This window comes from Bordetella genomosp. 9, from assembly GCF_002261425.1.
Classification (GTDB): domain Bacteria; phylum Pseudomonadota; class Gammaproteobacteria; order Burkholderiales; family Burkholderiaceae_B; genus Bordetella_C.
In genome coordinates, this window is the sequence record NZ_NEVJ01000003.1 from 2,018,970 (window position 1) to 2,033,550 (window position 14,581).

Genomic DNA, 14,581 nt, shown 5'->3' on the forward strand with positions numbered 1-14,581 from the left:
ACATCGATGAAACTGAACCTCTTCAGCGGCGGCGCCGCGAAAGCCGTCGTCACCGGCCTGCAGGCCGAATTCGAACAACGCCATGGCGGCACCCTGGCCGCGACCTTCGGCGCCGTCGGCACCATGCGCGACAAGCTGCTGGCGGGCGAACCGTGCGACGTGATCATTCTTTCCGACGCGCTGATCAAGGAACTGGAAAAGCAGGGCCACGTCGTGGCCGGAAGCGCGCGCCCGCTGGGCCGCGTGGAAACGGGGGTCGCCGTGCGCACCGGCACGCCGCCGGTGGGCGTCGCCGACGGCGCGGCGCTGAAGGCCACGCTGGCCGCCGCGCGCGGCCTGTACGTTCCGCACCTGAAGCAATCCACCGCCGGCCAGCACATCGCCGACGTGCTGCGCAGGCTGGGCCTGGACCAGATACTGGCCGACCGCATCCACGAATACCCCAACGGCGCGGTCGCCATGGGCGAACTCGCCAAGACCACGGGCGACCACATGGTGGGCTGCACCCAGGTCACGGAGATCCTGTACACGCCGGGCGTCACGCTGGTGGGGGAACTGCCGAAGGAATACGGGCTCAGCACCGTCTACACCGCCGCCTGCTGCAGCAAGGCGGGCGATCCGGTCCTGGCCAGGGAGTTCGTCGAAGCGCTGGGCGGCGGCGATACGCTGGCGCTGCGCAAACAGGCCGGATTCGTGGTGTAGCGCCCCCCGGCGCCCGTCGCCACGCGATACGCCGGCGCCAGCCATCCGCCGCCATCGATGCGGCGGGACGCGCCGGTCCGGCTATTTGTGCAGCAGCCTGCGCATGGCCAGGCCGGCGGCCGCGCTGATCACCAGCGTGAACATGATGGTGGCGATGGCCAGCATGGGCGCCTGGTCGGCGAAATCGCTGGTGAGCGTGAAAAACAATACCGCGGCGCCGTTCACGACGGCGATGACCGCGCACCCGGCAAGGGTGTTGCCGATACGGCCGGCGCGGGCGCAGAAAGCGCCGCCCAAAATGGCAATGGCCACCACGGTGGCCATTCCCCAGAACAGGTTTTCATAACCCATCGCACCGCCGCCTTCGGTCGAAAAGCGGCAGTGTAGCGGGCAATCGCTCAGTTGCGCGAATACTCGGGTTCGCCGTTGTAGCGCACGCCGCGGATGCCTTGGAAAAGCTGGCGGCAGTTGCGCTCGGCTTCGTCCTGCGACGTGAAGATGGGGCCGCCGGCCATGGGCCAGCATTTCTCCGGTGCGTTCACGCCGACCTTGCGAGTCCACACCTGCACGCGGTATTTGCGATCTTCGTCCGCGGCCACCGCGCAACGCACCCGAAAGCCATTGACCATACGAGTTTCCATGTGAACTCCCTAGACTGTTTCGAGACGCCGGGATGGCATCCATTTGAGCGGCATTGTGCCGTGCGGAATAGGACGCCTTTATTGCGCCAAAGAAACCAAAAGCGATAAACATTTTCCGAGTACGAATGGGTTTCGCCCCGGGGGCGGTCGCCGGCGCCGGGCCGTCCGCCCCGGGTTTGTAAACAGGTGTTAAGCCCGTCGCACGCCACATGTAGAGCACAGGTGTTTCACCCAATTTCGCACCGGGCGTCACCCCCTTGAGGGGACAACCCAAAAATACCCAAATACCCATATAAACACATACCCACGGCGACGATGTAGCGGTTTGTCGCCTTTTCATAAGACCAAACGAAGGTATCCAGGCGAGTTTTCCCCGAGAATAGAGTCGTCATTGATCCCGCTGCCACGGCAGCAAAGCGCAGGTACATCATGTTCAAACGTTGGATAGTTACTGGTCTGGGCGCCGCCGCATTGCTGGCCTCTGGCGTCGCGGCAGCTCGCGTGGACGTGGGTATTTCGATCGGCGTCCCACCGGTGGTCATCGGTGCTCCGGTCTATGCCGCACCGGCGCCGGTCTACGTGGCGCCTCCCGCGCCGGTCTACGTGGCCCCCCCCGCGCCGGTCTACGTCGCGCCGCCCCCGGTGGTGGTCGCGCCGCGCCCGGTGTACGTGGCGCCCCGTCCCTACTACTACCCCCGCCCGTACTATCACGGCGGCCCCCGTTACTACCGTGAAGGCTGGCGCGGTGACCGCGGCCCCCACGGCGGTCCCGGACACCACCGCTAATCGGTCCTAAAAAAATAAACCCGCCTAGGCGGGTTTATTTTCGAGGTCCGCAGTTGCCGGATCAGGGACGCAGTTCCGATACGCCACCCATATACGGCCGCAACGCCTCCGGGACCACCACGCTGCCGTCGGCCCGCTGGTAGTTTTCCAGCACGGCCACCAAGGCCCGGCCCACGGCAAGGCCGGAGCCGTTCAAGGTGTGCACGAATTCCGGCTTGCCCTGGGCGTTGCGGAAGCGCCCCTGCATCCGGCGAGCCTGGAAGTTTTCGCAGTTCGACACGGACGAGATCTCGCGCCAGGTATTCTGCGCCGGCAGCCAGACTTCCAGATCGAAGGTCTTGGCCGAGTTGAAGCCCATATCGCCGGTGCACAGCAACATGACGCGATAGGGCAGGCCCAGCAGCTGCAGGACGCGCTCGGCGTGGCCGACCATCTCGTCCAGCGCATCGTAGGATTTCTCCGGCTGCACGATCTGCACCATTTCGACCTTGTCGAACTGGTGCTGGCGGATCATGCCGCGGGTATCGCGGCCGCCGCTGCCGGCTTCCGAGCGGAAGCACGGCGTATGCGCGGTCAGCTTCAGGGGCAGGTCGGCCTCGGCCAGGATGGCGTCGCGCGCCACGCTGGTGAGCGTGACTTCGGACGTGGAAATCAGGAACTGGTCTTCGCGCACGTAAGGCTTGCCGTGCTCGTCCACGCGCGGACCATCGTCGGCGCCGCCCTTGGTCACCCAGAACATATCGTCCTTGAACTTGGGCAGCTGGCCGACGCCGTACAGCGTCGAGCTGTTGACGATATAGGGGGTATAGCACTCGGTATAGCCGTGCTGGCCGGTGTGCAGGTCCAGCATGAACTGCGCCAGCGCCCGATGCAGGCGGGCGATCTGGCCGCGCATGAAGGAAAAGCGCGCGCCCGACAGCTTGGCGGCCGTATCGAAATCCAGGCCCAGCGGCTCGCCCACGGCGACATGGTCCTTGGGCTCGAAACCCAGCGGCGGGGGGTTGCCGTCCGCCCCGGCGGCGCCGGGCAGCCAGCGGCGCACTTCGACGTTCTCGTCGCTGGACGCACCCACCGGCACGCTGGGATGGGGCAGGTTGGGCACCACGCGCAGCAGCTCGGTCAGCTGTTCCTGGACCTGGGCCAGTTCTTCTTCCAGCTGCTTGACGCGCGCCGGCAAGGCCTGCGATTCCGCCATCACGGCGCTGGCGTCCTCCCCCTTGGCTTTGAGCTGGCCGATCTGCTTGGCCAGCGCATTGCGGCGCGCCTGCAGGGATTCCGTTTCCGTCTGCACGGACTTGCGGCGCGATTCCAGCGCATTGAAGCGCTCCATGTCGAATTGCACGCCACGGGTCTTGAGCCGGTCGACGACGGTTTGCAGGTCTTTGCGCAGCAGGGTGGGGTCTAGCATGATTCTCTGGAAGACGGGGTTGCGGGGCCGGGGCGCCGTTCGGGGCCCTAGCGTTTGCCGGACTTGGCCTGGGCGTCCAAATCGCGAAGGAAAGCCAGCTTCTGCTGGATTTTAGCTTCCAGGCCGCGATCGGTCGGCTGGTAGAAGGTGGGATTCAGGCCATCGGGGAAATAATGCTCGCCCGCCGAGTAGCCGTGCGGCTCGTCGTGGGAGTAGCGGTAGGCGTGGCCATGCCCGAGTTGCTTCATCAACTTGGTCGGGGCATTGCGCAGGTGCATGGGCACCGGCGCGCTGCCGTTTTCGGCGGCATAGCGGCGCGCGGCGTTGTAGGCGTTGTAGACGGCGTTGGACTTGGCGGCGCAGGCCAGGTAGACGACCGCCTGCGCCAGGGCCAGTTCGCCTTCCGGCGAGCCCAGGCGTTCGTAGATGTCGGCGCCGTTGATGGCGATTTCCGTCGCGCGCGGGTCGGCCAGGCCGATGTCCTCGATGGCCATGCGCACGATGCGGCGCGACAGGTAGCGCGGGTCGGCGCCGCCGTCTATCATGCGGGCGAACCAGTAAAGGGCGGCATCCGGATCGGAACCGCGCACGGACTTGTGCAAGGCGCTGATCTGGTCGTAGAAGGCGTCGCCGCCCTTGTCGAAGCGGCGCAGGTTCTGCGACAGGGATGTTTCCAGCCATTCGGCGTCGACCACGTCGCGGTGCGCGGTGCGGGCCGATTCGGCCACCACTTCCACCGCGTTGATCAGGCGACGTGCGTCGCCGTCGGCCCAGCCCGCCAGTTGTTCCCGCGCGCTGTCGTCGAAGCGCATGGCTTCCGCCTCGGGGACGCCGGCATTCAGTTCGAGCAGCGCGCGATCGATCAGCTGCATCAGTTCGTCGGCGGTCAACGATTGCAGCACGTAGACCCGGGCGCGCGACAGCAGGGCGGAATTGACCTCGAAGGACGGGTTTTCCGTGGTGGCGCCGATGAAGGTGAACAGGCCGCTTTCCACATAGGGCAGGAAGGCATCCTGCTGCGCCTTGTTGAAGCGATGCACCTCGTCGACGAACAGGATGGTGCGGCGGCCCTGGCCCTGCGCGATCTGGGCCGAGGCCACGGCGTCCCGGATGTCCTTGACGCCGCCCAGCACCGCCGAGATGGCGATGAAGTGCGCGTCGAAGCCGTCGGCCATCAGGCGCGCCAGGGTGGTCTTGCCCACCCCGGGGGGGCCCCAGAAAATCATCGAATGCGGACGGCCGGACTGGAAAGCCACGCGCAGCGGCTTGCCTTCGCCCAGCAGGTGCGACTGGCCGACGACGTCGTCCAGGGTGCGCGGGCGCAGGCGTTCGGCTAGCGGGATATGGGCTCGCTGCGCCGGGTCGGCGGCGAACAGATCGTTGCTCATGGGGGGAGGGAAGCGAAAGCGTAGGCGTATTACACCAGATATGGGGCCGGGCGCCGGCCCGAGCAAGCCCGCCTGCCAGGGCCGGACGCCTGGGTCCGACGCCTGGGTCCGACGCCTGGGTCCGACGCCTGGGCCGACGCCCGGGCCGACGCCCGGGCCGACGCCTGGGCCCGACGCCTGGGCGACGCCGGGCCGGCGCGAGAGCTGGCGCCGGTCCCGGCCGAGCGGCCGGCGTCGGGTGGCGCGGTGCCCGCGTGCACCGCCGCAGGCCGCCGCGCGTCCCGTACTGGGGAAAACCCGGCTGGCGCGCTGTAAATAATTTTCAGGATAATCACAAAAACCGGATTTCCCGGTAAAAATTTTCAGATTGCGACAGCCGCCATGCCGGACTCCACGCCTTCCTACCCTCCCCTCGACCCCGCCGGCAAAGGCCTGGGCGCCTTCCCCGCCGGCTGTACGCCGGCCCAGGCGGCGGGCCTGGGCTGGAACCTGCTGGCCGAGGATGTCAGCCTGCCCGCCGCCGTCCTGTACGAATCGCGGATCCGCCACAACCTGGCGTGGATGCAGGAATTCATGCGCGCCTACCAGGTCCAGCTGGCGCCGCACGGCAAGACGACGATGAGTCCCGCCCTGTTCCATCGGCAGCTGGAAGGCGGTGCCTGGGGGATCACCCTGGCGACGGCGCCGCAGGTGAATGCCGCCTACCGCCATGGCGTGCGGCGCATCCTGATGGCCAACCAGTTGGTGGGCCGCGCCAACATGGCATTGATCGCGGAACTGCTCCGCGACCCGGGTTTCGAATTCTGCTGCCTGGTCGATGACCCGGCCAATATCGCGCAACTGGGCAAGTACTTCGCCGAGCAGGGGCGCGTACTGCGGGTGCTGGTCGAATTGGGCGTGCCGGGCGGGCGTACCGGCGTGCGCGACGACGCGGCGTTGCAGCGCGTGACCGACGAAATCGCGCGCTGGCCCCAGTCGCTGGCGCTGGCGGGCATCGAGATTTACGAAGGCGTGCTGTCCGATGAAGGCAAGATACGCGACTTCCTGCGCCGCGCGGTCGATACGCTGCGCGGCCTGCAGGCCGCGGGCAAGCTGGCGCCCCAAGGCGCGGCCATCCTGACCGGCGCGGGGTCGGCCTGGTTCGACGTGGTGGCGCAGGAATTCTCCGGCCTGGACATCGGCCGGCCGCTGGACGTCGTGCTGCGGCCCGGCTGCTACCTGAGCCACGACGTGGGCATCTATCGCGGCGCGGCCGAACGGATCGGTCGGGAAAACGACGTCGCGCGGGGCATGGCGCCGGGACTGATGCCGGCCCTGCAAGTGTGGGCCTATGTGCAATCGCTGCCCGAGCCGGGGCGCGCCATTATCGGCATGGGCAAGCGCGACGCGGCCTTCGATGCCGGCTTGCCGGTACCGGCGCGCCATTACCGGCCCGGCGCGGCCGCGCCCACCGCTGTGACGGCCGGCTGGGAAGTCACCGCGATGATGGACCAGCACGCCTTCATGCGCATCGCCGACGGCGACGACATCCAGGTGGGCGACATGATCGGCTTCGATATTTCGCATCCTTGCCTGACTTTCGACAAATGGAAGCAGGTGCTGCTGGTGGACGACGACTACCGGGTCGTCGATGTCGCGCAGACATTCTTCTAACGATCCCGAGCCGATATCGCACCCGCCGTTTGCAACCCGAACCCGGCCCGGCCCGCGGCCCCGATGCCCGCGCGGCCGGCCCCGACCTCTTACCGAAGTAGCAGTTCCGTCCGGCGGCGACTCCGCCTAGAACTTCTGGAGCACACTCGATGAACGCAATGGTCTCCCGTCGCCGCGACGGGTTGAAAACGCTGCTGCTGGCCGCCGCGCTGGGCGTGGCGGCCCTGGGCGCGCCCGCGCATGCGGCGCCCGTCAAGGGCGGCACGATTTCCGTCGCCACCATCGGCGAACCGCCCACCCTGGACCCCATGGCCAGCACGGCGGACCTGGTCGGCATCATCAGCCAGCACATCTACGAAACGCTGTACACCTTCGACGCCAAGTGGAACGTGACGCCGCTGCTGGCGCAGGCGCTGCCCACCGTCAGCGCCGACGGCCTGACGGTGGCCATCCCCATCCGCACCGACGTCAGCTTCCATGACGGCAGCAAGATGACCGTCGACGACGTGATCGCCTCGCTGCAGCGCTGGACCACGACGGCGTCGCGCGGCAAGGCGACCGCGCCGCTGATCAAGGCCATCGAAGCGGCCGACGACCACACGGTGCGCATCACGCTGACCCAGCCCTACGCCCCGCTGACGGCCCTGCTGGCCATGAACAATGCCGCCGCGGCCATCATGCCCAAGAGCAAGATCGCGCCCACCATCACCGAATACATCGGCACCGGTCCCTATATGGTGAAAGCGCGCGTGCCCGACCAATACCTGCAGCTGGTGCGCTTCCCCGGCTACAAGTCGCGCGGCGGCCAGCCGGACGGCTATGGCGGCGCGCGCGAGCAGAACCTGGACGAAATCCGCTTCGTGCCGGTGCCCAACGCCAATACGCGGCTGGAAAGCGCCGTGGCCGGCCAGTACGACTACGTCGACTCCATCGCCGTGGAATCGGCCGGCAAGCTGAAGTCCGGACAATCGCAGGCCGTGCTGCTCAAGCCCTTCGGCTGGCCGCGCCTGGTGTTGAACACCAAGCAGGGCATCATGTCCAACCTCAAGATGCGCCAGGCCGTGCAGATGGCGCTGAACGAGGAAGACATGCTGGCCGCCGCCTTCGGCAGCACCGACTACTACACGGTGGACGGCGCCATGTATCCCAAGGGCTATCCCTGGTACACCGATCGCGGCACCCAGGCCTACAACAAGGGCGATGCCGAAGGCGCCAAGAAGCTGATCGCCGCCGCCGGCATCCCCGACCGCACCATCCGCATCCTGACCAGCCAGCAGTACGAATTCCACTACAAGATGGCGCTGGTCGCCGCCGAGTACCTGAAGCAGGCCGGCTTCAAGGTGGATATGCAGGTGGTCGACTGGGCCACGCTCACGCAGCGCCGCCAGGACCCCGCCCTGTGGGATATCTTCATCACGCACAGCCCCTTCCTGCCGGAGCCCGCGCTGATCGACTTCCCGTCGAAGAACTCCCCGGGATGGTGGGACACGCCGCGCCGCAACCAGGTGCTGGACGCCTTCAACCGCGCGACGTCGCAGGACGAACGCGTGAAGCTGTGGGGCGACGTGCAGCAGGCGATTTTCGATGAAGTGCCCTTCATCAAGGTCGGCGACTTCAATGCGGTGGCCGCGAAATCCCCTGCCCTGCAAGGCGTGACGCCGGCCCCCTGGCCCTACTTCTGGAACGCCTGGAAGGCACCGAAGTAAGCCGCGCCGAGGATTGCCTGTGTTGTCCTATCTTTTCAACCGCCTGCTCGGCCTGGTCGCCGTGATGTTCCTGGTGGCCACGATCGTCTTCGTGATCATCCGGGTCACCCCCGGCGATCCGGCCGCGGTGATGCTCGGACCGGAAGCCAGCCAGCAGGATATCGCCGCCCTGCGCATCCGGCTGGGCCTGGACCAGCCGCTGCCGGTGCAGTACGTGACCTGGCTGGGCCAGCTGGCGCGCGGCGACCTGGGCCAGTCGATTTTCCTGAACAAGCCGGTGCTGTCGGCCCTGGCCGACCGCGCCGAGCCGACGTTCTGGCTTACGCTGATGTCGCTGATCATCGCCACCGTGATCGCGCTGCCGGTGGGGATCCTGTCCGCCGTCAAACGCGGGACCACGCTGGACCAGTCGGTGCTGAGTTTTTCCATGTTCACATCCAGCGTGCCCAGCTTCTGGCTGGGGTTGCTGCTGATGCAGGTGTTCGCGGTGAAACTGGGCTGGCTGCCGGTGTCGGGCTATGGCGGCCCGGATGCGTCCTTCGGCACGCGATTGAGCCATCTGATCCTGCCGGCGGTCGTGCTGGGCCTGGTCAATTCGGCGCTGATCACGCGCTTCATCCGCGCCAGCATGCTGGACGTGCTGCGTGACGACTACGTGCGCACCGCGCGGGCCAAGGGCCTGCCCGAACGCAAGGTCATCATCAAGCACGCGGTGCGCAATGCCCTGATCCCGATCCTGACCGTGCTGGGCCTGACCACGGCGCTGCTGGTCAGCGGCGCCGTGGTGACGGAAACCGTGTTCGGCCTGCCCGGCGTCGGCAGCCTGGTGGTCTCGGCGGTCCTGCGCCGCGACTATCCGGTGATACAGGGCGCCTTGCTGGTGGTGGCCGCGATCTACGTGCTGATCAATCTTCTCATCGACCTGCTCTATCTGGCGGTCGATCCGCGGGTACGCTACTGATGTCCATGGTCCTTTCCTCGCATGCTGGCGGCGAACGCTGGCAGGTCCTGCGCCTGCTGGTCTCGCGCAAGACCGTGCTGCTGAGCCTGATCGTGCTGGTCGTGCTGGTCGGCGCGGCGCTGCTGGCGCCCCTGATCAGCCCCTACGACCCCTACAAGCTGTCGATCATCAACCGGCTCAAGCCGCCCAGCGGCGCGCACTGGTTCGGCACCGACGATTTCGGCCGCGACGTCTTCAGCCGGGTGGTCTATGGCGGACGGCTGTCGCTGACGGTGGGATTCGCGGTGGTGATACTGTCCAGCGTGCTGGGCATCGCGCTGGGGCTGATCGCCGGTTTCTTCCGCGGCGCCGACAAGTTCGTGTCGCGGCTGATCGACGCGATGATGGCGTTCCCCGACATCCTGCTGGCCATTTCGCTGGTGGCGGCGCTGGGACCATCGGTGATCAACGTGGTGATCGCGCTGGGCATCGTCTACACGCCGCGACTGGCGCGCATCGTGCGGGCGTCCACCCTGGTGATCCGCGAGCTGCCCTTCGTGGAAGCCGCGCGCGCCCTGGGCGTGCCGACGCGCCGCATCGTCGCCGTGCACGTGCTGCGCAACCTGGTGTCGCCCATCCTGGTGCAGGGCACGTTCATCTTCGCCTACGCCATCCTGGCCGAGGCGGGCCTGTCTTTCCTGGGGGTGGGCGTGTCGCCCGACATACCGACCTGGGGCACGATGATCAACGCCGGCCAGCAGTACATGGGCTCGGCCGACTGGATCATGATTTTTCCGGGCATCGCCATCGTGCTGTCGGTGCTGTCCCTGCAATTGGTGGGCGATGGTCTGCGCGATGTGCTGGACCCTCGCCTGCGCAAGGAGTTGTGAGCGATGACGGCAAGCAGACGCGACGTCGTTCTTTCGGTGGAAGGACTCAAGACCTGGTTTCACAGCCGCGACGGTATCGCCAAATCGGTGGACGGCGTGACCTTCGACCTGGCGCGCGGCGAAACACTGGCCATCGTCGGCGAATCCGGGTCGGGAAAATCGGTGACCAGCCTGTCCATCATGGGCTTGCTGCCCAAGCCTGCCGGACGTATCGAGGCCGGCCACATCCGCTTCCGTGACCGCGCCGGCGTCGAGCATGACCTGGCCTCGGCATCGGCGGCGCGCATGCAGGATATCCGCGGCAAGGAGATCGCCATGATCTTCCAGGAGCCGATGACCAGCCTGAATCCGCTGTACACGGTGGGCGACCAGATCGCCGAAGCCGTGCTCCAGCACGAAGGCGGCTCGCGCGCCGCGGCCCTGCGGCGCGCCCGCGAAATGCTGGAACGCGTGGAAATCCCCGCCGCCGAGCGTCGCATCGGCGAGTACCCGCACCAGATGTCGGGCGGCATGCGGCAGCGCGTGATGATCGCGCTGGCGCTGGCCTGCAACCCGTCGGTACTGATCGCCGACGAGCCCACCACGGCGCTGGACGTGACGGTGCAGGCGCAGATCCTGGACCTGCTGCGGCGCCTGCAGGCGGAGCTGGGCATGAGCATCCTGTTCATCACGCACAACCTGGGGGTGGTGGCCGAGATCGCCCACCGCGTCGCGGTGATGTACGCCGGCCGCGTGGTCGAGGACGCCGATGTCTACGACCTGTTCGAGCGGCCCAGCCATCCCTATACGCGCGGGCTGCTGTCGTGCATACCGACCGACGCGCTGCTGGCCAGCGGCGAACGCCTGCGCGCGATCCCCGGCAACGTCCCCAGCGTGCTGGCCCTGCCCGCCGGCTGCACCTACGCGCCGCGCTGCGAGCTGGCCAGCGAGGCCTGCACCCGCGCGGTGCCCGACCTGACCGACGTGCGCGGCGGCCACCGCGCGCGCTGCATCAAAGTGACCCCCGCATGATGGACGCCATGACCGACGCCCCGCCCCTGGCCGCCGCCGGCAACGCCGCGCCGGCGCGCGACGCCAGCCCCCTGCTCAGCGTGCAGGACCTGCGCGTGCATTTCCCGACCTCGTCGCGCCGCGGCGCGCCCGTCGTCAAGGCGGTCGACGGCGTCAGCTTCGACGTGCGCCGCAATTCCATCGTCGGCCTGGTCGGCGAATCCGGCTCCGGCAAGACGACGACCGGGCGCGCCCTGCTGCGCCTGGTACCCGCCAGCGGCGGCAAGGTGCTGTTCGACGGCGCCGACCTGAGCCGCCTGGGCGAAGCCGCCATGCTGCCCTGGCGCCGCCGCATGCAGATCGTCTTCCAGGATCCGTACGCCAGCCTGAATCCGCGCATGACCGTGGCGGAGATCCTCGGCGAAGCCCTGGACACCCACAAGCTGGCGCGCGACCGCCGCCATGAACGCATCGCCGAACTGCTCACGCGCGTCGGTTTGAACGCCGACCACGCCCGCCGCTATCCCCACGAGTTTTCCGGCGGGCAGCGCCAACGCATCGGCATCGCGCGCGCGCTGGCGGTCGAGCCCGACTTCATCGTCGCCGACGAACCGGTGTCGGCCCTGGACGTGTCCGTGCAGGCGCAGGTATTGAACCTGCTACAGGATCTGCAGCGCGACCTGGGCCTGGCCATGCTGTTCGTCGCCCACGACCTGGCGGTGGTGAATTACCTGTGCGACGAAGTGGTGGTGATGTACCTGGGCCGGGTCATGGAAAGCGGGCCCACGCGGCGCGTCTATGCCGCGCCGCGGCACCCGTATACTCGCGCCCTGCTGTCCGCCGCTCCGGTGCCCGACCCGCGCGCCCCGCGCAACCGCATCCTGTTGAAGGGGGACATCCCCAGCCCCATGGATCCGCCTTCGGGCTGCGTCTTCCGCACGCGCTGCCCGCACGCCATCGACGCCTGTGCGCGCACCGTGCCGGCGCAGCAGCCTGTCGGCGAAGGCCAATGGGTGGCCTGCCTGCGGGCGGACGAGCTGGCTTGAAAACGACACCGACCGGCCCCGCGACCCGACCCGCTTCCCCGTTTGCAGAACCCGCCATGACCCAGATCCGCGACATCGTCTACCAGATACGCAGCTGCCGCGACACGCTGAGCGCGACCGAGCGCAAGGTGGCCGACGCCATCCTGGACGACATCGCGATGGCGGCCGGCGCCACGGTCGACCAGCTGGCGGGCAAGGCCGGCGTCAGCATCGCCACGATCTCGCGCTTCGCGCGCTCGGTGGGCTGCGACGACACGCGCGACCTGAAGATGAAGCTGGCCCAGGCCAGCGCCGTCGGCACGCGTTTCCTGGATCGCAACACGCCCGCCGAGGAAAGCACCTTCTACGCGCGCATCTACGCCGATATCGAAAGCACGCTGCGCGCGCACCTGCCCCTGTACACCGAGCCCTTGTTCGAGCAAGCCATGGAAATCGTGCGCGGCGCGCGCATGACCTATGTCTTCGGCATGGGCGGCGCGTCGGCGGTGCTGGCGCAGGAAATGCAGTCGCGGATGGTGCGCCTGGGTTATCCCGTGGCAGCCTACAGCGACGCGGTGCTGCTGCGCATGGTCGCCGCCACCCTGGACGAACGCGATGCGGTAATCATGCTGTCCGCGTCCGGGTTGACGCCTGAAATGCTGTCCGGCGCGCGCATCGTCAAGCAATACCGCGCCCGCATCGTCGCGCTGACGGACGCCACCGCGCCGCTGGCCGAGCTGGCCGACGTGGTGATTCCGGTGCGCACCGACGAAACCGACTTCATCTACAAGCCATCGGCGTCGCGCTACGCGATGATGCTGGCCATCGACCTGCTGGCTACCGAACTGGCCATGGCGCGGCAGGACGAAACCCGCGACCGCCTGCGCCGCATCAAGCTGGCGCTGGACGAATATCGCGGCGGGCCCAATCGCCTGCCGCTTGGAGATTGACACGATGTACGACACCCTGATCGGCCCGGTCCGCGTGCTGGATGGCAGCGGCGCCGCCGAATTCCAGGCCAACGTCGCCCTGCGCGAAGGCCGTATCGCCGCCATCGGCGTGGCCGACGACGCGCCGGCGCGCGCGCGCATCGACGGCCACGGCCCCAACGGACGTCCGCGCGTGCTGTCGCCCGGGTTCATCGACGTGCACACGCACGACGACACCAACGTCATCCGCCAGCCCGACATGCTGCCCAAGCTGTCGCAGGGCGTGACCACCGTGGTCGTGGGCAATTGCGGCATCAGCGCGTCGCCGGTACGGCTGCGCGGCGACGTGCCCGACCCCATGAACCTGTTGGGGCAGGAAGCCGACTTCCAGTATCCGCGCTTCGCCGACTACACCGCCGCGGTCGATCGCGCGCGGCCCTCGGTGAACGTGGCGGCGCTGATCGGCCACACGGCGCTGCGCAACAACCACATGGATCGCCTGGACCGCGTGGCCACGGCCACGGAAATCGACGCCATGCGCGCGCAGTTGCGCGATGCGCTGGCGCACGGGGCCATCGGCCTGAGCACCGGCCTGGCCTACGCATCGGCCTACAACGCCAGCACCGAGGAGGTGCAGGCGCTGGCGCAGGTGCTGGATGAATTCGGCGCCCTGTACACCACGCATCTGCGCTCGGAGTTCGCCGAAATCCTGGACGCCATGCAGGAAGCCTACGCGGTGGCGCGCCATGCGCGCGTGCCGGTGGTGATCTCGCACCTGAAGTGCGCCGGCGCAGGCAACTGGGGCCGCACCACCGAAGTGCTGGCCAGCCTGGAGCAGGCCGGACGCATGCAGCACGTGGGCTGCGACTGCTATCCGTATTCCGCCAGCTCGTCGACCCTGGACCTGAAGCAGGTCACTGCGGACTTCGATATCGACATCACCTGGTCCACGCCGCATCCCGAGCAGGCGGGACGCAAGCTGGCCGACATCGCGCGCGACTGGGACCTGCCGCTGATGGATGCCGCGCGGCGGCTGCAGCCCGCCGGGGCCGTGTACCACGGCATGCACGAAGACGACGTGCGGCGCGTGCTGGCCCACACGCTGACGATGATCGGTTCCGACGGCCTGCCCAACGACCCGCACCCGCATCCGCGGCTGTGGGGCGCCTTTCCGCGCGTGCTGGGGCACTACAGCCGCGACGTCGGCCTGTTCCCGCTGGCCGAGGCGGTGCGCAAGATGACCGGACTGTCGGCCGCACGCTTCGGCCTGCGCGACCGCGGGCTGATACGCGAAGGCAATTGGGCGGACCTGGTACTGTTCGACCCGGACACGGTCATGGACCGCGCGACCTTCGACACGCCGCTGCAGGCGTCGGCGGGCATCGATGGCGTCTGGGTCAATGGCGAGCTTTCCTACTGGCGGGGCGTGGCCACCGGCCACCGTGCCGGACGCTGGCTGCCGCGGCAGGGCGACCTGCGCGGCGGATTCGCGCTGTTGAATGGCTGAAGCCGAGACCGCGGGC

At 67.9% G+C, this 14,581-nt stretch carries 14 protein-coding genes; 10 read left to right on the plus strand and 4 right to left on the minus strand.

The window, feature by feature from the left end; translation table 11 throughout:
- Window positions 1-6: 6 nt before the first annotated feature.
- Window positions 7-702 (plus strand): molybdate ABC transporter substrate-binding protein, encoded by a 696-nt coding sequence (locus tag CAL26_RS20230; RefSeq protein WP_094848534.1) that lies wholly within the window; start codon window positions 7-9, stop codon window positions 700-702.
- Between the two features lie 81 nt (window positions 703-783).
- On the opposite strand, the gene CAL26_RS20235 is transcribed toward CAL26_RS20230, so the two are convergent.
- Complete coding sequence (locus tag CAL26_RS20235; RefSeq protein ID WP_094848535.1) at window positions 784-1,053, minus strand: hypothetical protein; 270 nt, start codon at window positions 1,051-1,053, stop codon at window positions 784-786.
- 47 nt (window positions 1,054-1,100) lie between these two features.
- Window positions 1,101-1,343 carry a hypothetical protein gene (locus CAL26_RS20240; RefSeq protein WP_086066466.1) on the minus strand — a complete coding sequence of 81 codons (243 nt, stop codon included), beginning with the start codon at window positions 1,341-1,343 and terminating at the stop codon, window positions 1,101-1,103.
- 429 nt (window positions 1,344-1,772) lie between these two features.
- Here CAL26_RS20240 and CAL26_RS20245 point away from each other — a divergent pair, with 429 nt between their 5' ends.
- On the plus strand, window positions 1,773-2,129 hold the full coding sequence (locus CAL26_RS20245) for a hypothetical protein (RefSeq protein WP_094848536.1): 357 nt from the start codon (window positions 1,773-1,775) through the stop codon (window positions 2,127-2,129).
- Window positions 2,130-2,190: 61 nt separating this feature from the next.
- On the opposite strand, the gene serS is transcribed toward CAL26_RS20245, so the two are convergent.
- Together serS and CAL26_RS20255 are read right to left on the minus strand one after the other, a co-directional pair.
- On the minus strand, window positions 2,191-3,537 hold the full coding sequence (gene serS, locus CAL26_RS20250; RefSeq protein WP_094848537.1) for a serine--tRNA ligase: 1,347 nt from the start codon (window positions 3,535-3,537) through the stop codon (window positions 2,191-2,193).
- 47 nt (window positions 3,538-3,584) lie between these two features.
- Window positions 3,585-4,925 (minus strand): replication-associated recombination protein A, encoded by a 1,341-nt coding sequence (locus tag CAL26_RS20255; protein ID WP_094848538.1) that lies wholly within the window; start codon window positions 4,923-4,925, stop codon window positions 3,585-3,587.
- Between the two features lie 381 nt (window positions 4,926-5,306).
- On the opposite strand from CAL26_RS20255, the gene CAL26_RS20260 reads away from it, so the two are divergent.
- From CAL26_RS20260 to CAL26_RS20295, 8 genes are all read left to right on the plus strand, one after another.
- Window positions 5,307-6,578, plus strand: coding sequence for an amino acid deaminase (locus tag CAL26_RS20260; protein WP_094848539.1), 1,272 nt, complete (start codon window positions 5,307-5,309; stop codon window positions 6,576-6,578).
- Between the two features lie 149 nt (window positions 6,579-6,727).
- Window positions 6,728-8,284 (plus strand): ABC transporter substrate-binding protein, encoded by a 1,557-nt coding sequence (locus tag CAL26_RS20265; RefSeq protein WP_094848540.1) that lies wholly within the window; start codon window positions 6,728-6,730, stop codon window positions 8,282-8,284.
- Window positions 8,285-8,303: 19 nt separating this feature from the next.
- Window positions 8,304-9,245: an ABC transporter permease gene (locus tag CAL26_RS20270; protein ID WP_094848541.1), complete on the plus strand. Its 942-nt coding sequence runs from the start codon at window positions 8,304-8,306 to the stop codon at window positions 9,243-9,245.
- Window positions 9,245-10,114, plus strand: a complete 870-nt coding sequence (locus CAL26_RS20275) for an ABC transporter permease (protein ID WP_094848542.1) — start codon at window positions 9,245-9,247, stop codon at window positions 10,112-10,114. Before CAL26_RS20270 ends, CAL26_RS20275 begins: the two co-directional genes overlap by 1 nt.
- A 3-nt stretch (window positions 10,115-10,117) precedes the next feature.
- Window positions 10,118-11,125, plus strand: coding sequence for an ABC transporter ATP-binding protein (locus CAL26_RS20280; RefSeq protein ID WP_094848543.1), 1,008 nt, complete (start codon window positions 10,118-10,120; stop codon window positions 11,123-11,125).
- An 8-nt stretch (window positions 11,126-11,133) separates the two neighbouring features.
- Window positions 11,134-12,150 (plus strand): ABC transporter ATP-binding protein, encoded by a 1,017-nt coding sequence (locus tag CAL26_RS20285; protein ID WP_094849994.1) that lies wholly within the window; start codon window positions 11,134-11,136, stop codon window positions 12,148-12,150.
- Between the two features lie 56 nt (window positions 12,151-12,206).
- On the plus strand, window positions 12,207-13,079 hold the full coding sequence (locus tag CAL26_RS20290; protein WP_086066479.1) for a MurR/RpiR family transcriptional regulator: 873 nt from the start codon (window positions 12,207-12,209) through the stop codon (window positions 13,077-13,079).
- A gap of 4 nt (window positions 13,080-13,083) precedes the next feature.
- On the plus strand, window positions 13,084-14,565 hold the full coding sequence (locus CAL26_RS20295) for an N-acyl-D-amino-acid deacylase family protein (RefSeq protein WP_094848544.1): 1,482 nt from the start codon (window positions 13,084-13,086) through the stop codon (window positions 14,563-14,565).
- Window positions 14,566-14,581: the final 16 nt, after the last annotated feature.